Source organism: Pseudomonas fluorescens (assembly GCF_018614775.1).
GTDB lineage: Bacteria > Pseudomonadota > Gammaproteobacteria > Pseudomonadales > Pseudomonadaceae > Aquipseudomonas > Aquipseudomonas fluorescens_BY.
In genome coordinates this window covers 1-20,254 of the sequence record NZ_JAGGOF010000055.1, presented here as the reverse complement: position 1 = coordinate 20,254, position 20,254 = coordinate 1, and the positions used below count along the sequence as shown (strand labels likewise).

Annotated in this window: 16 protein-coding genes; 9 read left to right on the top strand and 7 right to left on the bottom strand. The window is 61.7% G+C overall.

From position 1 onward, the window contains the following. Positions 1-430, bottom strand: a 430-nt coding sequence (locus J7E36_RS15890) for an OprD family outer membrane porin (RefSeq protein WP_231286541.1), incomplete at its 3' end; no start/stop codon positions are given. A 1,434-nt stretch (positions 431-1,864) separates the two neighbouring features. Here J7E36_RS15890 and J7E36_RS15885 point away from each other — a divergent pair. Continuing rightward, entirely contained in the window at positions 1,865-2,233 is a 369-nt protein-coding gene (locus J7E36_RS15885; protein WP_215004508.1) for a DUF6124 family protein, read from the top strand. A 206-nt stretch (positions 2,234-2,439) separates the two neighbouring features. On the opposite strand, the gene J7E36_RS15880 is transcribed toward J7E36_RS15885, so the two are convergent. Next, positions 2,440-3,477: an RHS repeat-associated core domain-containing protein gene (locus J7E36_RS15880; RefSeq protein WP_215004506.1), complete on the bottom strand. Its 1,038-nt coding sequence runs from the start codon at positions 3,475-3,477 to the stop codon at positions 2,440-2,442. Positions 3,478-3,818: 341 nt separating this feature from the next. Between J7E36_RS15880 and J7E36_RS15875 the strand changes: the two genes are divergently transcribed. Further along, positions 3,819-4,439 (top strand): TetR/AcrR family transcriptional regulator, encoded by a 621-nt coding sequence (locus tag J7E36_RS15875; protein WP_215004505.1) that lies wholly within the window; start codon positions 3,819-3,821, stop codon positions 4,437-4,439. A gap of 143 nt (positions 4,440-4,582) precedes the next feature. Here the strand turns inward: J7E36_RS15875 and preA are convergent, their stop codons facing one another. The 3 genes from preA to hydA form a co-directional block, all read right to left on the bottom strand. Then, positions 4,583-5,857, bottom strand: coding sequence for an NAD-dependent dihydropyrimidine dehydrogenase subunit PreA (gene preA / locus J7E36_RS15870; protein ID WP_215004503.1), 1,275 nt, complete (start codon positions 5,855-5,857; stop codon positions 4,583-4,585). Continuing rightward, entirely contained in the window at positions 5,858-7,225 is a 1,368-nt protein-coding gene (locus J7E36_RS15865) for an NAD(P)-dependent oxidoreductase (RefSeq protein WP_215004501.1), read from the bottom strand. A 152-nt stretch (positions 7,226-7,377) separates the two neighbouring features. Next, positions 7,378-8,817 carry a dihydropyrimidinase gene (hydA, locus tag J7E36_RS15860; protein WP_215004499.1) on the bottom strand — a complete coding sequence of 480 codons (1,440 nt, stop codon included), beginning with the start codon at positions 8,815-8,817 and terminating at the stop codon, positions 7,378-7,380. Positions 8,818-9,439: 622 nt separating this feature from the next. Here hydA and J7E36_RS15855 point away from each other — a divergent pair. From J7E36_RS15855 to J7E36_RS15840, 4 genes are all read left to right on the top strand, one after another. Next, positions 9,440-10,924: an NCS1 family nucleobase:cation symporter-1 gene (locus J7E36_RS15855; RefSeq protein WP_215004497.1), complete on the top strand. Its 1,485-nt coding sequence runs from the start codon at positions 9,440-9,442 to the stop codon at positions 10,922-10,924. A gap of 65 nt (positions 10,925-10,989) precedes the next feature. After that, a complete protein-coding gene (locus tag J7E36_RS15850) occupies positions 10,990-12,273 on the top strand; it encodes a Zn-dependent hydrolase (RefSeq protein ID WP_215004495.1) in 1,284 nt (427 codons plus the stop codon). 282 nt (positions 12,274-12,555) lie between these two features. Further along, on the top strand, positions 12,556-14,040 hold the full coding sequence (locus J7E36_RS15845; protein WP_215004493.1) for a helix-turn-helix transcriptional regulator: 1,485 nt from the start codon (positions 12,556-12,558) through the stop codon (positions 14,038-14,040). Between the two features lie 241 nt (positions 14,041-14,281). Continuing rightward, the gene (locus tag J7E36_RS15840) at positions 14,282-14,530 is read left to right on the top strand and encodes a DUF1652 domain-containing protein (RefSeq protein WP_215004491.1); all 249 of its coding nucleotides are present in this window, start codon (positions 14,282-14,284) and stop codon (positions 14,528-14,530) included. Between the two features lie 121 nt (positions 14,531-14,651). On the opposite strand, the gene J7E36_RS15835 is transcribed toward J7E36_RS15840, so the two are convergent. Beyond that, entirely contained in the window at positions 14,652-16,037 is a 1,386-nt protein-coding gene (locus J7E36_RS15835; RefSeq protein ID WP_215004489.1) for a sensor histidine kinase, read from the bottom strand. Further along, positions 16,015-16,698, bottom strand: a complete 684-nt coding sequence (locus J7E36_RS15830; protein WP_215004487.1) for a response regulator transcription factor — start codon at positions 16,696-16,698, stop codon at positions 16,015-16,017. The genes J7E36_RS15835 and J7E36_RS15830 overlap by 23 nt, the downstream gene beginning before the upstream one ends. A 277-nt stretch (positions 16,699-16,975) precedes the next feature. Between J7E36_RS15830 and hcnA the strand changes: the two genes are divergently transcribed. The 3 genes from hcnA to hcnC are packed head-to-tail and all read left to right on the top strand — an operon-like array spanning position 16,976 to position 19,972. Then, positions 16,976-17,299: a cyanide-forming glycine dehydrogenase subunit HcnA gene (hcnA, locus tag J7E36_RS15825; RefSeq protein WP_215004485.1), complete on the top strand. Its 324-nt coding sequence runs from the start codon at positions 16,976-16,978 to the stop codon at positions 17,297-17,299. Then, complete coding sequence (gene hcnB / locus J7E36_RS15820) at positions 17,296-18,705, top strand: cyanide-forming glycine dehydrogenase subunit HcnB (RefSeq protein WP_215004483.1); 1,410 nt, start codon at positions 17,296-17,298, stop codon at positions 18,703-18,705. The genes hcnA and hcnB overlap by 4 nt, the downstream gene beginning before the upstream one ends. Beyond that, positions 18,698-19,972: a cyanide-forming glycine dehydrogenase subunit HcnC gene (gene hcnC, locus J7E36_RS15815; protein ID WP_215004481.1), complete on the top strand. Its 1,275-nt coding sequence runs from the start codon at positions 18,698-18,700 to the stop codon at positions 19,970-19,972. Before hcnB ends, hcnC begins: the two co-directional genes overlap by 8 nt. The last annotated feature ends 282 nt before the right edge of the window (positions 19,973-20,254 follow it).

Below are 20,254 nucleotides of genomic sequence, written 5' to 3'. Positions count from 1 at the left end.
AACGGCCGTCGTCGGAGCGCAAGATCGGCAGCACCGGCATCCATTCACCGACCTTCAGCTCGGTCTTCGAGACCTTGGCCTTGAGCGCCACGCCCAGGCGACCGAAGTCGTCGGCCGGACGCCCGTCATCGTGCACCGGCAACAGCTGCGTACCCGCCGTGCCCTTGCCGCCGTCGAGCTTGACCGAGTACAGGCCCAGCACGTCCACGCCGAAACCGACCACGCCCTGGGTGAAGCCGGACTTGGCATCAAGGATAAAACTCTGGGTCCATTCCTCAGCCTTGCCTTGGGCGTTGTTCGGGTTGGTGAAGTTGCGGTTGAAATAGGCGTTGCGCAGGGTCAGCGTGGCCTTGGCGTCATCGACGAAGCCTTCGGCGCTGGCGCTGGTTGGCAAAAACGCGGCGAGGCCACTGCAGCCGAGCAGGATCAGCGCAGGGCTGGCATTGCGAAGGGTACGGCGGGTTGGGCGATTGTCGGGCGAAAAACGGACACGTGTGCTCACTGTGGCGGCTCCCTACTTTTTTGTTGTTTTTATTTGTCATACGTCGTCGTACAACATGGGCCGATTATTTGGGGGGCGTCGCGCGTTGTCAACTGGCCGTGATGGAATTATCCAACTCGGGCTTGCTCGGCAGTTGGCTGGCTCAGGGGTTGTAGGAAGGTGAAATGCAGAAGCAGCCCCGGGCGGCGGCTTGATCCAGCCGTTTCAAGGCGTCGTATGGGCAAATAGTTATGCGATGACTGGTCTAAGACCTTAGTCGAATGCTCATCGAACAGGCACGACAGCCCAGAAGCGGAACGCAGAGCGTCCCTGGCGGCATTCCCACGCGGAGCGTGGGAATGATCGAAATGCTCATGATCCAACGGACGGGTGACGCCCCACGTCACAGTGTTGATCGTTCCCACGCTCTGCGTGGGAATGCATCCCGTGACGCTCCGCGTCACTTCCAGAAGCGGAACGCAGAGCGTCCCTGGCGGCGTTTCCATGTAGAGCGTGGGAACGATCGAAATGCTCATGATCCAACGGACGGGTGGCGCCCCACGCTACAGTGTTGCTCGTTCCCACGCTCTGCGTGGGAATGCATCCCGTGACGCTCCGCGTCACTTCCAGAGGCGGAACGCGGAGCGTCCCTGGCGGCATTCCCACGCGGAGCGTGGGAACGATCGAAATGCTGATGAGCCAACGGACGGTGACGCCCCACGCCACGCTGTTGATCGTTCCCACGCTCTGCGTGGGAATGCATCCCGTGACGCTCCGCGTCACTTCCAGAAGCGGAACGCGGAGCGTCCCTGGCGGCATTCCCACGCGGAGCGTGGGAACGATCGAAATGCTGATGATTCAACGTACGGTGACGCCCCATGCCACAGCGTTGATCGTTCCCACGCTCTGCGTGGGAATGCATCCCGTGACGCTCCGCGTCCCTTCCAGAAGCGGAACGCAGAGCGTCCCTGGCGGCATTCCCACGCGGAGCGTGGGAACGATCGCAGGTGGCTGTCAGCCCGTGTTCCCAGTCCAGACAGGGCCGTGTTTATTCAAATGTAGGAGTGCGCTGGATTGGGCTACGTTGTCTTGCGCCGTTGCCTACAACTACGCCAGAATCCGCCGGCTTGTGCGCCTGGGGGGAGGCCTCTATCGTTTCCGGGTCGCTGAGGAATCAGCGATCGGGTTTGGTAGCCCGGCTTTTGACTTGTCGCATAGCCCACCTGGCAGAGACCTTTCCGGTATCTGTTTTATGGCGGTCATGCGCAGGGCGTCTTCGGACGCGCCGGTTCCAAGTCACCGGTCTACCAACCCGCGTATGGCCGCCACCTTCGTTTGGTAGCGAGGATGATGGTCTCCTTTTTCTGACTTGGAGATTCATTTGTGTTCAAAGTAACCCCGAACCCACCGAACACCGATCCGACTTCACCGCGCAAAAAAACCAAATCCCAAAAACACGACGAAGTCACCGACCGCGTCCTCGACCATTACCTGAACCCCAAACCGGACAAGCCCGAAGCGGGTCCTGCCCCCGATCAACTCTTCACCGTCAACAAGGACATCGACACCGAAAGCCTGCTCGCCAACCTCAGCGAAACCCTGGCCTCGGCCAACGTCATGGTCGGTGACCTGGCCTTCGACCTGGAAGGTTCCCGCCGGCATTTCCTCCTGGGCATCCAGCAGTTGATCGAACTGAGCACGTTGTTGGCAACCCGCGCGCTGGATAACGTCGAACAGCGCCAGCCGACATAACGCATCCCCGTGGCGAGGGAGCAAGCTCCCTCGCCACGGGGACTTATGCCGATCCTCGATCGTGGGCAAACGGCGGGACCTGTGGGAGCCGAGCTTGCTCGTGATGGTGGCGGTACATTCAACCGATAACTGGATGCCTAAGATTGAGCCTCTTGACTGCACGTGTTACGGGGCTGGGTGATCAGGCTACCGGAACAGCTTTCGTCTTAACTCCTGCGAATTTGAAAATGTATTCCTACGTCTTTTTTATGCCTCTTGAGCCAGTCCAGCTTGATGCGCCGTTCAGTGTGTAATAATCGCATTTGTAGATGTTTAACCTCCGGCGATGGTATTTTTATGTTTTCTAGTTTTTCATTAATGTCTTTAGCTTTATTCACTAAGTCCCGATCTAGTACCAGTCGGGCTTCTGGGTTTTTTCGTTTAAGTTCATCAGTCATATAGTCAAAAAGAAGTGCGGCCTCTATTCTTTTATCCTTGTAAGCTCGTTGACCTACTTGCCGTGTGTTTAATTCTGCAGTGGCACGCCGCGCGCGTTTTTGTCTTTTCTCGGGACGCAGCTCGAACTCCGCAAGGTGGTCATAAGGCCAGGCAGGTCGAGTAGGGGGTTGAGTATCAGTTGGCAATTTTAGCGAAGGAGTAGGTGGTATGGGATCGCTGGTTCCTGCGGGTCTGGCCACGTTGCTGAGATACTTAAGTTTGAAAATTCTTAATGGGCTATTCCCACTTGGATCATACCGATTAACCGGATCCCCACCACAATAAGCATACGAATTAATCCCCCCATCCCCAAAAGGACTCAAGTCGTCCGGACTATTGAACCGCATCAACACCGGATTAAAAGCCCGATTCCCTTGACCCAGCAAATAGTGCCCGGTTATTGAGTCCGGACGCTCACCATTGAAACCCAGCAAGCAACTCAACCCACTTTCCCGTGAACGATGCCCATAGGCCGTATAGGCCATCCTTTGCAATTCTGTATCCGTCAAGGCTGTCAACGGCGAACGCTGTTGATCCGTCGCCAACAGTGTCGTGTCGGTCACACCGGCGACACTCAGCCGCTGTGCAAGCGGCTGTTCCCCGTTGCGAACAATCGTGAGCTGTGTGTCACTGTCGATTTCATTGACCAACTCGCTGTTCTGGTAGAAACGTTGCGTGCCTGAGCGCTCCGGCGGTGTCAGGCCAGTGAGGCGATCCAGTGGGTCATAGTGGTAGCGGCACAGTATCTTCATCGACGAAGCAGACATGGCTTGGTCATCCCGGAACATTCGGTCTTGTCAGGCTCGGGTATTTCTTGAATGACGTCTACTAGCAGAACTGTTAGTCCGGGGTCTGGATTTTGCGGTGGGACTGAAGGCCCTATCGCGAGCAGGCTCGCTCCCACAGTGGACTGGTGTCGATCCCTACCTTGGGGAAAACACCGCAGGACCTGTCGGAGCGGGCTTGCTCGCGAAGACGGCGGCACATTCAGCATCATTGGCAACTGACCCACCGCTTTCGCGAGCAAGCTCGCTCCCACAGGGAAGGGCGGTGTTTTCGAGGGCAGGTGAATGCTAGTCTTGACCCACGCTGTTGCCAGGGAGCCCTCATGGGCAATCACAAGATCGAGATTCGTCGCAGTAACGTCGAGAAAATCCTGCTGGCCGCCGAGAAGGTCTTTGCCGAGAAAGGCTACGGCGGCACCGCCATGGCGGACATCGCCGCCGAAGTGCAATTGCCGCGTTCCAACCTGCATTACTACTTCAGCACCAAGAGCGAACTGTACAGTGCTGTGCTGTTCGACTTGCTCGAAGTCTGGAAGCAGGACGCCTTGTGCTTCGAGATGTTCGACGATCCCCGGGTGGTGCTCAGCAGCTACATCCGCGCCAAGATGAACCATTCCCGCAGTCGGCCTCACGGTTCGAAGGTCTGGGCCAACGAAGTCATCCACGGCGCGCCGACGCTGGGGCAGGCGCTGGACGCCAGTCTCTATGATTGGGCGAAGATGAAGGAAGCGAAAATCCGCCAGTGGGTGGAGGACAAGCGCATTCTCCCGGTAGAACCTTCCAGCCTGCTCTACATGATCTGGGCCTCGACCCAGCACTACGCCGACTTCGACCACCAGATCAACATCCTCAACGACCACCAGCCGCTGTCGGACATGCAGTTCGAGCGGGCGGTGCAGACGGTGACAGGGGTGATTCTGCGGGGGATCGGGTTGGAGCCTTGAGGTTTTGGGTGTGGTTGATGGCCTCATCGCGAGCAGGCTCGCTCCCACATTGGATCTCTGGCGAACACACGTTCTGAGTTCGCAACAAATCCCCTGTGGGAGCGAGCCTGCTCGCGATGGCGTCAGCCCAGGCCCGTCAAATCTCAAACCGCCACATGATAGGGGTTACGCGGATCATGATTCCAATCCAGGAACGGCTTGCCCGTGTCCATCGGCACCATCTCGATGCAATCCTGCACCGGGCAGGTAATCTGGCACAGGTTGCAGCCCACGCATTCCTCATCGATCACTTCATATTTGCGCGTTCCGTCGGCCTGTTTGACGCTGGCGACGGCCTGGTGTGAAGTGTCTTCGCAGGCGATGTGGCAGCGGCCGCAACCGATGCAGGCGTCCTGGTCGATCTTGGCGATGACCTGGTAGTTGATGTCCAGGTACTTCCAATCCGTGGTGTTGCCCACCGCGCGACCTGAGAACGCCTGGAGGTTGGCGTGGCCTTGGCTGTCCATCCAGCGTGACAGGCCGTCCTTCATCTCTTCGACGATGCGAAAACCATGCAGCATCGCCGCCGTGCACACCTGCACCGCGCCGCTGCCCAGGGCGATGAATTCGGCGGCGTCGCGCCAGCTGCCGATGCCGCCGATGCCGCAAATCGGCAGGCCATGGGTCTGCGGGTCGCGGGCGATTTCCGCGACCATGTTCAGGGCGATGGGCTTGACCGCCGAGCCACAATAACCGCCGTGGGTGCTCTGGCTGCCGACCGTGGGCAGTGCAACCATGCGCTCAAGGTCGACGCTGGTGATGGAGTTGATGGTGTTGATCAGCGACACCGCATCCGCGCCCCCGCGCTGGGCGGCCCGGGCAGCGACGCGGATGTCGGTGATGTTCGGCGTGAGCTTGACGATCACTGGCAGCGAGCAGTAAGTCTTGCACCAGCGGGTCACCTGCTCGACGTACTCCGGCACCTGGCCGACCGCCGCGCCCATGCCCCGTTCCGGCATGCCGTGGGGGCAACCGAAGTTCAGCTCGATGCCGTCGGCGCCGGTCGCTTCCACCAGGGGCAGGATCTGCTTCCAGGACGCTTCGACGCACGGCACCATCAGCGAGACGATCAATGCCCGGTCCGGCCAGTCCTTTTTCACCTGGGTGATTTCCCGCAGGTTGATCTCCAGCGACCGGTCGGTGATCAGCTCGATGTTGTTGATACCCAACACCTCGCGATTGGCGCCGTAATGGGCCGAGTAGCGCGACGACACGTTCACCGCTGCCGGATCCTCGCCGAGGGTCTTCCAGACCACGCCACCCCAGCCGGCTTCGAAGGCGCGGACCACGTTGTAGGCCTTGTCGGTGGGTGGCGCGGAGGCCAGCCAGAACGGGTTGGGGGCTTTGATGCCGGCGAAGACAATCGACAGATCGGCCATTTACGCAGCCTCCACGTTGAGCATGAGTTGAGCGTTGATCGCCTCGGCGGCGAGCTTGCCGTGCTGCACCGCCTGCACGGTGAGGTCCTGGTCCAGGCTGGTGCAATCGCCGCCGGCGTAGACCCCGGGAATGCTGGTGCGCAGCTGTTCGTCCACGAGGATCCGCCCGTCCTGGCGCTTGAGCTCCCGGGCCAGCGGATCCGCCAGTGCGTTGTCGTCGAAGGCCTGGCCGATGGCTTTGAAAATCCCGTCGGCCGGCAGGTCAAAGGTTTCGGCACCGATCACCAGCCGACCGTTCTCCAGGTGGGTGCGGGAGAAGCGCATGCCCTGCACCTGACCGGCGTCATCAAGCAGCACCTGTTGCGGTTGCGCCCAGGTCAGCAGACGCACCTGGTTGGCCTTGGCGATGTCCTGCTCGTGAGCGGTGGCGCCCATGTCCTCGAAACCGCGGCGATACACCAGCGTGACGTCACGGGCACCGAGTCGGGCCATCTGCACGGCCATGTCGATGGCGGTGTTGCCGGCGCCCAGCACGATGCAGCGGTCGGCCAGTGGCAGTTGGCTGAGATCGTCGGCCTGGCGCAGTTCGCGGATGTAATCGGTGGCGGCCAGCAGCCCGGGCGCCTGTTCATCGCTCAGGCCCAGTTGTTTGCTGGCGGCCAGGCCGAGGCCGAGGAACACCGCGTCGAACTGCTGGTGCAGTTCGCTCAGGCTGAGGTTGTCGCCGAGCCTTTGGCCGTGGCGGATCTCGATGCCGCCGATGCCCAGCAGGAAGTCCAGTTCGCGCTGGGCGTAGTTGTCCACCAGTTTGTACTTGGCGATGCCGTATTCATTGAGGCCACCGGCCTTGTCCCGGGCTTCGAAAACCACCACGTCATGACCGTGCATCGCGCTGCGATGAGCGCAGGACAACCCCGCCGGCCCGGCGCCAACCACCGCGATGCGCTTGCCGGTGGCGGCAGCTCGCTGGAACGGGTGTTCGCTGAAGTGGGCGTTGTCCACGGCGTAGCGTTGCAGCAAACCAATCAACACCGGCGCGCATTCCTGGGCGTTGTTGCGCACGCAAGCTTGCTGACAAAGGATCTCGGTGGGACAGACCCGGGCACAGCTGCCGCCGAGAATGTTGGCCGAGAGAATCTTCTGCGCCGCGCCCTGGACGTTGTCCTGATGGATGTTGCGGATGAACGAAGGAATGTCGATCTCGCTGGGGCAGGCGTTCACGCACGGCGCATCGTAGCAGTACAGGCACCGGGACGCCTCCAGGTGGGCCTGGCGCGCATTGAGCGGCGGCGCCAGGTCGCTGAAGCGGGCGGCGAGGGTGGTCGGGTCTTCCAGGGAATGGGGGAGGTGGTTCAAAGGCTGGATCATGGAATGGGCCTCACGGTGTTGGAGGTGCTGCCTCTGGTGGGCAGTGGTTTTTTTGGGCCTGTGCCGGTCTCATCGCGAGCAGGCTCGCTCCCACATTTGAAATGCGGTCCCCTGTGGGAGCGAGCCTGCTCGCGATAGGCCAAAGGCCGCTTTCAGCGTTTCACGGCAGTCGGCCTGTGCAGCTCAGCCCGCTTGTTGAGCAAATCGAACACCGCCGGGTACGCCGGCCGTTCGATGTAGCGCCCCGCGCCGCGTTCGGCCCGCAGGTCGCCATCGGCCCACACCAGCCGACCCTGGCTGATGGTGTGGCTGGGCACGCCGCGCACGGTCTTGCCCTCGAAGATGTTGAAGTCCACTTGCTGATGGTGGGTCTTGGCTGAAATCGTGCGGCTGCCCTCGGGATCCCAGAGCACCAGGTCGGCATCGGCGCCGACGCGGATCGCGCCTTTGCGTGGGTAGAGGTTGAAGATCTTCGCGGTGTTGGTGGAGGTCAGGGCGACGAAGTCGTGCATCGATAATTTGCCGCTGTTGACCCCTTCGTCCCAAAGCACGGCCATGCGGTCTTCGATGCCGGCGGTGCCGTTGGGGATCTTGCTGAAGTCGTCGCGGCCGGCGGCTTTCTGCTCGGCGCAGAAACAGCAGTGGTCGGTGGCGGTGGTGTGCAGGTTGCCGGACTGCAAACCGTGCCAGAGTGCTTCCTGATGCCCGCGGGGGCGGAACGGCGGGCTCATCACGTAGCCGGCGGCGGTCTGCCAGTCGGGGTCGCGATAGACGCTGTCGTCCAGCAGCAGATGCCCGGCCAGCACTTCGCCGTAGACCGGCTGGCCCTTGCTGCGGGCATAGGTGATTTCGTCCAGGGCTTCCTGGGTGGAGACGTGCACCAGGTACAGCGGCGTGCCGAGGGTCTCGGCAATCCGGATGGCCCGGCTCGCGGCTTCGCCTTCCACCTGCGAGGGGCGCGACAAGGGATGCGCTTCGGGCCCGGTGATGCCCTGGGCCAACAGCTTGCGTTGCAGGTGATAGACCAGCTCGCCGTTCTCTGCGTGCACGGTGGGCACCGCGCCCAGTTCCAGGCAGCGCTCGAAGCTCGCCACCAGGGTGTCGTCGGCGGCCATGATCGCGTTCTTGTAGGCCATGAAATGCTTGAAGCTGTTCACGCCGTGCTGGCTGACCAGTTCGGCCATTTCTTCGCGGACCTGCTCGCTCCACCAGGTGATCGCTACGTGAAAACCGTAGTCGCTGGCGCTTTTTTCGGCCCAGCCGCGCCATTGGTGAAACGCTTCCATCAGCGACTGCTGGGGGTTGGGGATCACGAAATCGATGATCGAGGTGGTGCCCCCGGCCAGGCCGGCGGCCGTGCCGCTGAAGAAGTCCTCGCTGGCGACCGTGCCCATGAACGGCAACTGCATATGGGTGTGCGGGTCGATGCCGCCGGGCATCAGGTATTGCCCGCTGCCATCGAGCACCTCGGCACCGGCGGGAACATCGAGGTTTTCACCAATGGCCTTGATCACGCCATCGGCGCAAAGCACATCGGCTCGATAACTTTCATCATGGGTAAGAACGGTGGCACCACGGATCAACAGAGACATTCCGAGCTCCTCGCAGGCATGACCGACTGTTGTCGGTTCTTTATGTTTTATAGATCGCGATTACAAACGATGCGGTCAGGCAAGTTTGCAATCTTGTCATTGCTGTCAGGATTAGACGCTAGCTGGAGTTTATAAAATGTTCAAGATTATTTTTTATAAGCTTATTCATCTAATAAGCTATTGAAAATTAAAGATTAATTATAAAAGTCACCAAAATGGTGAGCGCTCTCACCATTTTGACGCACTTGACAGGATCAATATTTGAGCGAGATTTGTCATGGTAAATCAGCGGCTTGAAAGCCATGGAAGTGCGGCCTAGACACATCGTGCCGATTCGGGGTGCACCACTTTGAATCCTGAACTCGACAGAATGCACACGTCATCTAGCCTGAAGGCGGCAACTGCGCAATGACGCAGGGCCTTGAACGAATGGTTAATCTATAAGTATCAGCAGGTTGTAGCGGTTATATCGATTGTTCGGTCAATTCGGCGCGTTATCCGGCACGGTTATTGAGTGTCGGCGTTGCCAGGCAGGGCGGTCGGTAACAGCGTGCCTTTACATGCAAGTACTCCGGCCATCGCCCCGTCGATGAGCAAAAATAATGAAAACAGTGGAGCGGACATGACCAGATCTACAGTGACCGAGCGCGACGGATTGTTCGAACTCGAGGCCGGCAGCGACGTCCTCGACAGCCCCCGTTTCAACCACGATATTGCGCCGACCAAGGTGCACGAGCGCACCTGGAACAAATGGCACATCACCGCGCTGTGGGTCGGCATGGCGATCTGTGTGCCGACCTATACCCTTGGCGGCGTGCTCACTGCCTATTTCGGCCTGACCGTGGGCGAGGCGTTGCTGGCAATCCTGTTTGCCAACATCATCGTGTTGATACCCCTGACCCTGAACGCTTTCGCCGGGACCAAGTACGGTATTCCGTTTCCGGTGTTGTTGCGCTCGTCCTTCGGCGTCATCGGCTCCAACATCCCGTGCCTGATCCGCGCCCTGGTGGCGTGTGGCTGGTTCGGCATCCAGACGATGTTCGGCGGCCTGGCGATCCACCTGTTTCTCGGCTCGGTGTTCGATGGCTGGAAGAGCCTGGGCGGCACCGGCGAAGTCATCGGCTTCATGGTGTTCTGGGTCATGAACCTGTGGGTGGTGCTGCGCGGTGCCGAGTCGATCAAGTGGCTGGAGACCTTGTCCGCGCCGTTGCTGGTGCTGGTGGGGGCCGGCCTGTTGGTCTGGGCATTGCCCAACGTGTCCTTGACCGAGCTGATGGCGGTCCCGGCCAAACGGCCCGAAGGCGCCGGCGTGACCGGGTACTTTCTCGCCGGGCTGACGGCCATGGTCGGCTTCTGGGCGACCCTGTCCTTGAACATCCCTGACTTCAGCCGTTACGCCCGGAGCCAGAAAGACCAGATCGTCGGGCAAGTCGTCGGCCTGCCGTTGACCATGTTCCTGTTCGCCTCGCTGGGCGTGGTCATGACCGCGGCTTCGGAGAAACTGGTGGGCGTCACCGTTTCCGACCCGGTGACCTTGATCGGGCACATCCAGAGCCCGCTGTGGGTGGCGCTGGCGATGGTGCTGATCATCGTCGCCACGCTCTCGACCAACACCGCGGCCAATATTGTTTCGCCGACCAACGACTTCCAGAACCTGGCGCCGAAACTGATCGGCCGCACCAAGGCGGTGATGCTCACCGGGTTGGTGGGCCTGGCGCTGATGGCCCACGAACTGCTGAAAAAGCTTGGCTGGATCGTTTCCGACGTCAGCCTGGAGTCGGTCTACTCGAACTGGCTGCTGGGCTATTCGAGCCTGCTGGGGCCGATTGCCGGGATCATGGTGGTGGACTATTTCCTGATCAAGAAACAGCAACTGGACCTGGCCGGGCTGTACCGCGACGACGTTTACCCAGCGTGGAACTGGAACGGTTTCATCGCCTTCGGCGTGCCGGTGGTGCTGACACTGCTGTCCCTGGGCAGCGACGCGTTCAGCTGGTTCTACAGCTACGGCTGGTTCACCGGCTCGGCGCTGGGCGGGGTGATTTATTACGGGTTGTGCGGTATGCAAGGCGCCCGCCAGGTTGTCGTCAAATCACCGCTGCAATAACGGACGAATGCGCTCCCACCCTGGACTGCATGACCAATGAAATAACTGTTCGAAGGAGATCCCCCATGAACGCAGCCGTCGACGCTCTGCAATCCACCCACCCGCACATCAACCGCGACCGCCTTTGGCAATCGCTCATGGACCTGGCGCAGTTGGGGGCCACGGTCAAGGGCGGCGTATGCCGGCTGGCGCTGACCGACCTGGACCGCCAGGCCCGGGACCTGTTCGTGCAGTGGACCGAAGCGGCAGGCTGCATCGTCAGCATCGATGCGGTGGGCAATATCTTCGCCCGTCGCCCGGGGCGCAATCCGAACCTGCCGCCGGTCATGACCGGCAGCCACATCGACACCCAACCCACCGGCGGCAAGTTCGACGGCTGCTTTGGCGTGCTGTCCGGGCTGGAAGTGCTGCGCACCCTCAATGACCTGAACATCGAAACCGAAGCGCCGCTGGAAGTGGTGGTGTGGACCAATGAAGAGGGCTCGCGCTTCGCCCCCTGCATGATGGGCTCTGGTGTGTTCGCCGAAAAATTCACCCTGGAGGAAACCCTGGCCAAGACCGACGCCGAAGGCGTCACCGTGGGGCAGGCGCTGAATGCCATTGGTTACGCCGGCTCGCGCCAGGTCAGCGGTCATGCGGTGGGGGCGTATTTCGAAGCGCACATCGAGCAGGGGCCGATCCTTGAAGACGAACACAAGACCATCGGCATCGTGATGGGCGCGCTGGGGCAGAAGTGGTTCGACCTGACGCTGCGCGGTGTCGAAGCCCACGCCGGCCCGACCCCGATGCACCTGCGCAAGGACGCTCTGGTGGGGGCCTCGATCATCGTCGGTGCCGTCAACCGTGCGGCCCTCGGTCATCAACCCCATGCCTGCGGTACGGTTGGTTGCCTGCAAGCCTATCCGGGCTCACGCAATGTCATCCCCGGCGAAGTGCGCATGACCCTGGATTTCCGCCACTTGGAACCGGCACGGCTGGATTCGATGATCGCCGAGGTCAAACAGGTCATCGAAGACACCTGCCGCCAGCATGGCCTGACCTATGATCTGAAGCCTACCGCCGATTTCCCGCCGCTGTACTTCGACCCGGGCTGTGTCGACGCCGTACGTGGTGCTGCCCAGGGGCTCGGCCTGTCGCACATGGACATCGTCAGTGGCGCCGGCCACGACGCGATCTTCCTGGCCGAACTGGGCCCGGCCGGGATGATTTTCGTGCCGTGTGAAGGCGGCATCAGCCACAACGAAATTGAAAACGCCGCCCCCGACGACCTCGCCGCCGGCTGCGCGGTGCTGCTGCGGGCAATGCTGGCTGCTTCGCAGGCTATTGCAGAGGGGCGGATGGCGGCTTGACCATCCGTCACACACCGCCGACTCTGTGGGAGCGGGCTTGCTCGCGAATGCAGACTGTCAGTTGATCAAAGGTTGACTGATACACCGCTTTCGCGAGCAAGCCCGCTCCCACAAGGGATTTGTTGTGAATACGGAACTTGTGCTTGCCGAAGATCCAGTGTGGGAGCGAGCCTGCTCGCGATGGCGTCAGCCCAGACACCGCTGATTGGCCACGCCCGCAGGGAACGCGCAACCTCGGGGAGTGGTCGTAACTCCCATGCACCTTCACCACATGGAGACCCGATGAGCCAGGATGTCCCGAATACCGATACCAATCGTCGCCAATTGCTGCAGATCATCGCCGGGTTGTCGGACGGGGTGATGTTGATCGAAGTCGACCAGACCATTGCCTGGGCCAATGAAGCCGCACTCACCATGCACGGGGTCAAGGAGCTCAGTGAGCTGGGGGCCAATGCCGGCGAATATGCCCGCCGTTTCAATTTGCGCTACCGCAACAATCACCCGTTGACCGAGGACAACTACCCCATTGCCCGTGTCGCCCGGGGCGATGAATTCAGCGATGTGCTGGTGGAGGTCACGGCCGAGGCCGATCCGGAGCGTACCTGGGTGCACCGGATTCGCAGCATGGTGCTGGCCGATCGCAGCGGCGAGCCGGAGTTTCTTGTGCTGATTCTCAGCGACGCCACCGACTGGGCCAGCGCCGAGCAGCGCTTTGAGAGGACCTTTGGCGCCAACCCGGCGCCGGCGGTGATCTGTCGCCTCAGCGACCTGCGCTACATCAAGGTCAACCAGGGCTTTCTGGAAATGACCGGCTACAGCCGCGAGCAGGTGATCGGGCGCTCAGTGTATGAGCTGGACGTGCTTGAGGCCGCCGAACGGCGTGAGCTGGCCGTCGAGCGCCTGGGGCAGGGGGCAACCATTCCGCAAATGGCCGCAGAGCTGAAACTGCCCGATGGCACCAGCAAGCAGGTGATTGTCGCCGGCCAGCCACTGGACCTGCACGACGAAGATTGCATGCTGTTTTCCTTCATGGACATGGAGCCGCGGCGCAAGGCCGAAACAGCGCTGCGCCAGAGCGAAGAGCGCTTTGCCAAGTCGTTCCGCCTGTCGCCGGTGCCCACCCTGGTGTGCAGCGCCGAACAGTTGTTGCTGGAAATCAACGAAGCGTTCCTGCACACCACCGGTTACGCCAGCGAAGAGCTGCTGGGCAAGACCGTGGAGGAGATTGGCTTTCTCGACAAGGGCGCCGCTGCGGCGCTGTTCGCCACGCTGGAGAAGACCGCGAACGTATCCAGTGTCGACGTCAAGGTGCACAAGAAAGGCGGGGAGCGCATCGACTGTGAGGTGGCGGCCGACACCGTGGTCATCCAGGGCAAGCCATGCTACCTGCTGGTGTTGATGAACATCACCGAACGCAAGCGCTCGGAATTGGAACTGGTGGCGGCCATCGAAGAGGTCATGAAGGACGCTTCGTGGTTCAGCCGGACGTTGATTGAAAAACTGGCCAACGTGAAGAGCATCAACGCGCAGATGCCCACGGTGTCGTTCACCGAACTGACGGCCCGGGAGCGTGACGTGCTGGGATTGATCTGCGAGGGGCTGGCGGACAAGGAAATTGCCGCGCGCTTGAAGCTGGCACCGAACACGGTGCGCAATCATGTGGCGACGCTTTACTCGAAACTGGATGTGCATAGCCGCAGCGAGGCCATTGTCTGGGCGCGGGAGCGCGGCTTGTTCGCCAATGAATGGCGAAACAAGGCACATTGAGAACCAGTGCAAATGCACTGGGTGCATTGGTGCAAATTCGGCTTCTGCACCGACTGTTGGCTGCTTAATCTGTAAGGGTGCGGCATCGTTTGCGATGCCGTGTCTCCTACGAAACAGTCAAGGAATACAGCATCAATGCCCACTGAACGAATGAACGGCCCCATTGACAAGGTGCCTGTGAACGCCAAGAGCCTGGCATTTCCTACCGGTCTGTCACGACCTTGATGCGCAGGTGCACCCCATGACCCAACTGGCCCCCCTGCGCGCCCGGCTTGAACAAAGTTTTTCACCCCTGGCTTGCGAATGCAGCCTCAATGGCGATGGCACCCTCACGGTACGCCTCTATCACCGCGAGAGCGGCGAGGTGGATCTGGTAGTCAGCGGCATGAGCCTGGACAGCGTTCGTTCGGAAGAGAGCCTGGCGAAGCTGATCGAAGAACTGCGCTATGAGCTGCATAACACGCCGCTGCATCGGGACAATACCGCCTAGATGCTGGCTGTGGGAGCCAGGCTTGTTCGCGATGAAGTCGATACGGTCTACCTTGGAACCGAGATACCTTCATCGTGGCAAGCCTGGCTCCCACAGGTTTCCCAATCCCTCCAACTGATCGCTACAAAAGCGTCGCCCGACAATCCAGCACCAACCGCGCGCCACCGCTCGCGCTGCTACCGACCTCCAGTGTGAACCCGTGTAAGTTGACAATCGCCGCGACGATCGACAGGCCCAGGCCGAACCCACCGTGCTGGCTGCTACCTTCGGCGCGATAGAAGCGGCGGAACACGGCCTTGCGCTCGGCCTCGGGGATGCCGGGGCCGGAGTCGAGAACTTCGATGCGGGTACTGTCGCCCTGGTCCACCCCGCGCAGGATCACCGTGCCGCCCGCCGGGGTGAACTTGATTGAATTGCTCAGCAGGTTCGACACCGCCTCGAACAGCAAGGCCCGGTCGCCATTGAGCAAGGGCAGGGTGTCGGGCACTGCCAGGATGAACGACAGCTCGCCTTCCTCAGCCAGCGGCAGGTAGAAGTCGTGGAGTTCCTGCAACAACTGCAACGGATCCAGGCGCACGAAGCCCGAGCGGCGCTGCTGGTCTTCCAGTTCGGAAATCCGCAACAAACCGCGAAACCGCGCCATCAGGGTATCGGTCTCGGCAATCACCTGGTCCATCTGCAACGCTTCGGGCGAACCGTCGCAGGCTTGCTGCTGGATGCGATATAGCTGCGCTCGCAGGCGGGTCAGCGGCGTGCGCAGGTCGTGGGCGATGTTGTCGCACACGCCCTTGACCTCGTTCATCAAGCGTTCGATGCGGTCGAGCATGGCATTGACGATCGCCGCCAGCATGTCCAGCTCATCGCGGCGGCTCGACAGTGGCAGCCGATGGGTCAGGTCGCCAGCGACAATGGCTTCGGCACTGGCCTGCAACTGGCGGATGCGTTGCAACGGGCGGCGCCGTAGCAGGTGCCAACCGGCAATGCCCGGCAGGATGGTCAGCGACACGCCCCAGAACAACGCATGGAGGATGATGCGCGTCACGGCGAACAGCGAGCCGTTATCACGCGCCAGGACCAGCCAACGTCCGTCCTGGGTGCGGGACGCCACGGCGTCGCAACTGTCGGAAGGAACGCCTGGATCATCGGAATCGACACAATCGCCGAGCATGTGGATCTTGCCATCGAGCGGCAGATCAGCGGGAACCCGCAGGATCGGCCCGCTCAGATGCCGCAGTTGCGGATCGAACAGGCCATAGGCGTCGACGCCGCGCTCGTCCAGCGTCAGGCTGGCCATGAGCGCGTCCTCCAGCTGATCGCCGTGGATCCGCGCGAACAGGTGCTGGCGCTGCATCAGCGAGTGCTTGGCCAGGCTGTCGAGGTAACCGAATACCTCGTAGTACATCACCCCCATCAAGATCGCGCTCCAGAGCACGAACAGCGCACTGTACAGCGCCAGCAGGCGACTGCTGGAGGAGCGCCAGCCCTTAGCGGGGTTCAGCAATGACATAGCCGGAACCCCGCACCGTGCGAATCAGCGGTTCCAGGCCCGGCGGGTCGATTTTCTTGCGCAGGCGGCCGATATGGACATCGATCAGGTTGGTGCCAGGGTCGAAGTGATAGCCCCAGACTTCCTCGAAAATCATCATGCGCGAGAGAATCTGCCCGCAGTTGCGCATCAGGAATTCCAGCAACTTGTACTCGGTCGGCAGCAGGCTGAGCAGTTGCCCGTTGCGACTGGCTTCGCGGCTGATCAGGTTCAATTCCAGGTCAGCCACCCGCAGCACGGTTTCCGGTTCACGGGCGCCATTGTTGCGCCGTAGCAGCACCTCGACCCGGGCGGCCATCTCGTCGGTGGCGAATGGCTTGGTCAGGTAATCGTCGCCGCCGGCCCGCAGGCCCCGCACGCGTTCATCGACATCGGAGAGGGCACTGATCATCAGGATCGGCGTGGCCACGCCCATGGTGCGCAGCGTGGTAACGATCACCAGACCGTCGAGTTCCGGCAGCATGCGGTCGAGCGTGATCAGGTCATAGTCGCCGCTTACTGCCCGTTCCAGGCCTTCGCGACCATTGTCGACCCAGTCGACATTCAGGCCGTTGCGGGTCAGTTCGGCAACGATTTCACGGGCGGTCACCGCGTCGTCTTCGATGGTCAGGATGCGATTCATGGGCGGTACCGTATTAGGAAGTTCGCGCTATTGCGCAGCATTCTGCCAAAGAATACCTGTCGGCTTTCTGAAAAAAAGTTCATGAGCCCGGCAAGCGGTTTCCCTGGCCTGGATCAACACTTGGTCACAAATAATCCCTAGCATAAATCGGGTGCGCACTATTCTGTGGGGCTGTCGCCCTGTTTTGGCACATTGCCTCAAGTGGGTACCGAGCAAACGGTGATGGGTGTGCCGCAAGGCGCCTGGACCTCACTGAACTTTCAAGGAAGAGCAACCTATGCAACCTCAAGACCTTCTACGCCGGACATTTGATATTCAACCGTTGACCCGGGCCGACATGACGGTGCGCCTGGACGGGCGTGCCGTCAACGCTGCCGAGGGCGAAACGGTCCTCTCCGTCATCCAGTCGCTGGGTCAGCGGCAGGTGGCCCGCAACGACCACGACCAGCTCAGCGGAGCCTACTGCGGCATGGGCGTCTGCCAGTGCTGCCTGGTCAAGATCGACGGTCGCCACAAGCGCCGGGCCTGCCAGACATTGGTACGGCCCGGCATGCAGATCGATACCCGGGTCAACCGCATTATTGAAACGGAGGCGCCATGAGCCTTGTTCCGGTGATTGTCGGCGGTGGGCCGGCGGGCATGGCCGCGGCCATCGAGCTTGCCCGGCACGGGGTGCGCTGCACGGTGCTCGAAGAGGCGCCGCGCCTCGGTGGCGTGGTGTACCGCGGGCCGTTGCGCGATGGCGTACGGCTGGATTACCTGGGGCCGCGCTACTGTGAAGCCCTGGAGAAACTCCATGGGGCGTTCCAGCACTACGCCGATTTGATTGACGTGCGATTGAGCAGCCGGGTGATCGGCGCCGAAGGGTTCCGGGCGCTGATGCTCCTGGATGCCGACGAACGCCTGCGCGAGGTTGCCTATTCCCACCTGGTGCTGGCGGCCGGTTGTCACGAACGCAGCGTGCCGTTTCCCGGCTGGACCCTGCCAGGCGTGATGCTGCTCGGTGGCCTGCAATTGCAGATCAAGAGCGGGGTGGTCAAGCCACCGAGCCCGGTGGTGATCGCCGGGACGGGCCCCTTGCTGCCGCTGGTGGCCTGCCAGCTGCACGCGGCGGGCGTGGCGGTGGCCGGCGTGTACGAGGCCTGTGCCTTCGGCCGGATTGCCAAGGAAAGCCTGGCCCTGTTGAACAAACCGCAATTGTTCCTCGACGGCTTGAGCATGCTGGCTTATCTCAAGCTCAAGCGCATCCCCGTGCGCTATGGCTGGGGCGTGGTGGAAGCGCACGGCGAAGGTGAATTGAACACTGTCACCGTGGCACCGTACTCCAACAGATGGACGCCGGACCTGAAGCGCGCCGAACAGGTGCCGGCGCAAACGCTGGCCGTCGGCTACGGGTTTATCCCGCGCACCCAATTGAGCCAGCAGATGGGCCTGGAGCATGGCTTCAGCGAGGACGGCTACCTGCGGGCGGTGGCCGATGCCTGGCAACAGAGCAGCGAGGCGCACATTCACCTGGCCGGCGACATGGGCGGGATTCGCGGCGGTGAAGCCGCCATGCTCAGCGGGCGCATCGCTGCGCTGTCGATCCTGCTGCAATGCAACGTGCTGGATTCAACCACTGCCCTCGGGCAGCGCGAGCAGTACCAGGCCCAGCTCGATCGAATCACTCGCTTCCGCGCTGCCGTGGATCGCTACACCGAGCGGGGCGCCGGGCAAACCGCGCTGCCGGCGGCCGATACGGTGATCTGCCGCTGCGAGCACGCCACCCGCGCCGACATCGACCGCGCCCTGGAGCAGGGCGTGCAAGACATGGCCAGCCTGAAGATGCGCACCCGGGTGAGCATGGGCGATTGCCAGGGACGCATGTGCGTCGGTTACTGCAGCGATCGCTTGCGCGAAGCCACCGGGCGCGCCGATGTGGGCTGGCTGCGGCCGCGATTCCCCATCGATCCGATTCCCTTTTCCGCGTTCCAGGACGTTGGCACGGAGGCCGCCCAGCATGATTGATCAGACAGACCTCAAGGACTACGACGTGGTCATCGCCGGTGGCGGTGTGATCGGGGCCTCCTGTGCCTATCAGCTGTCCAAGCGCAAACACTTGAAGATCGCCCTGATCGACGCCAAGCGCCCCGGCAACGCCACCCGCGCGTCGGCGGGCGGCCTGTGGGCCATCGGTGAGTCGGTGGGCCTGGGCTGCGGGGTGATTTTCTTCCGGATGATGTCGGCCAATCGCAAGCGCCAGACCCAGGGCGCCGCCGTGGCGGTGGACGCCAGCACGCCGCACATCCTGCCGCAATCGTTCTTCGATTTCGCCTTGCAGTCCAACGCGATGTACCCCCAGTTGCACCGCGAGTTGATCGACAACCATGGCATGGATTTCAAGTTCGAGGAGACCGGGCTCAAGTTCGTGATCTACGACGACGAGGACCGCTCCTATGCCGAACACATTGTCGCCTGCATCCCGCACCTGGCGGACCAGGTGCGCTGGCTCGACCAGGCCGCGCTGCGCGAGGCCGAGCCGAATGTCAGCCATGAAGCCCTGGGGGCGCTGGAGTTTCTCTGCGATCACCAGGTCAGCCCGTTTCGCCTGGCCGACGCCTACACCGAGGGTGCCCGGCAGAACGGTGTGGATCTGTTCTTCAACACCAATGTCACGGAGGTGTTGCGCGAGGGGCCGCGGGTCACGGGGGTGAACACCGCCGAGGCGGGCACCTTCAATTGCCGCACCTTGATCAATGCCGCCGGCGCCTGGGCTGCGGACCTCAGTGAGCAGGCCACGGGCGTGCGGATTCCGGTCAAGCCGGTCAAGGGGCAGATCCTGCTGACCGAGCGCATGCCAAAGATCCTCAACGGCTGCCTGACCACCAGCGACTGCTACGTGGCGCAAAAAGACAACGGCGAGATCCTCATCGGCAGCACCACCGAAGACAAAGGCTTCGACGTCACCACCACCTACCCCGAAATCGAAGGGCTGGTGCAAGGTGCGGTGCGCTGTATTCCGCAGTTGGCCGACATCAACCTGAAACGGACCTGGGCCGGCCTGCGCCCGGGCTCTCCCGATGAACTGCCGATCCTGGGCCCGATGCGCGGCGTGGAGGGCTACCTCAACGCCTGCGGCCATTTCCGCACCGGCATCCTGACCTCGGCCATCACCGGGGTGCTGCTGGACAAACTGGTGAACAACGAGCCACTGCCGCTGGACATCACCCCGTTCCTGGCGGATCGCTTCGAGGTGGCCCCGATTAAAGAGTCGAAGGAAATGGAACTGGCCTGAAGCAATCCCATGTGGGAGCGGGCTTGCTCGCGATGGCGGAGGGTCAGCTTGCGGCGGTGTTGGATGTGCCATCGTCATCGCGAGCAGGCTCGCTCCCACAGGGGTTCAGTGGCTGCGCTGGCCCTTGTGGGAGCGAGCCTGCTCGCGATGGCGGCGGTACATCCACCAAAAAATGCGACAGATAGCCACAAAATAGCCCGGAACAGCTCACACCGTTCCGGGTTTTTTCATGCCTGCGGGGTTAGAACGCGCCCATATTGTCGCGCTTGCCCACTTCCACGC

Excerpts from the sequence above, each read along its gene's own strand:
- J7E36_RS15830 (WP_215004487.1), bottom strand. The coding sequence starts at position 16,698 with ATGAATCGCATCCTGACCATCGAAGACGACGCGGTGACCGCCCGTGAA.
- hcnC (WP_215004481.1), top strand. The coding sequence starts at position 18,698 with ATGATTGATCAGACAGACCTCAAGGACTACGACGTGGTCATCGCCGGT.
- J7E36_RS15880 (WP_215004506.1), bottom strand. The coding sequence starts at position 3,477 with ATGTCTGCTTCGTCGATGAAGATACTGTGCCGCTACCACTATGACCCA.
- J7E36_RS15855 (WP_215004497.1), top strand. The coding sequence starts at position 9,440 with ATGACCAGATCTACAGTGACCGAGCGCGACGGATTGTTCGAACTCGAG.
- J7E36_RS15865 (WP_215004501.1), bottom strand. The coding sequence starts at position 7,225 with ATGATCCAGCCTTTGAACCACCTCCCCCATTCCCTGGAAGACCCGACC.
- J7E36_RS15845 (WP_215004493.1), top strand. The coding sequence starts at position 12,556 with ATGAGCCAGGATGTCCCGAATACCGATACCAATCGTCGCCAATTGCTG.
- hcnB (WP_215004483.1), top strand. The coding sequence starts at position 17,296 with ATGAGCCTTGTTCCGGTGATTGTCGGCGGTGGGCCGGCGGGCATGGCC.
- preA (WP_215004503.1), bottom strand. The coding sequence starts at position 5,857 with ATGGCCGATCTGTCGATTGTCTTCGCCGGCATCAAAGCCCCCAACCCG.
- hydA (WP_215004499.1), bottom strand. The coding sequence starts at position 8,817 with ATGTCTCTGTTGATCCGTGGTGCCACCGTTCTTACCCATGATGAAAGT.
- J7E36_RS15850 (WP_215004495.1), top strand. The coding sequence starts at position 10,990 with ATGAACGCAGCCGTCGACGCTCTGCAATCCACCCACCCGCACATCAAC.
- J7E36_RS15835 (WP_215004489.1), bottom strand. The coding sequence starts at position 16,037 with ATGTCATTGCTGAACCCCGCTAAGGGCTGGCGCTCCTCCAGCAGTCGC.
- J7E36_RS15840 (WP_215004491.1), top strand. The coding sequence starts at position 14,282 with ATGACCCAACTGGCCCCCCTGCGCGCCCGGCTTGAACAAAGTTTTTCA.
- J7E36_RS15875 (WP_215004505.1), top strand. The coding sequence starts at position 3,819 with ATGGGCAATCACAAGATCGAGATTCGTCGCAGTAACGTCGAGAAAATC.
- hcnA (WP_215004485.1), top strand. The coding sequence starts at position 16,976 with ATGCAACCTCAAGACCTTCTACGCCGGACATTTGATATTCAACCGTTG.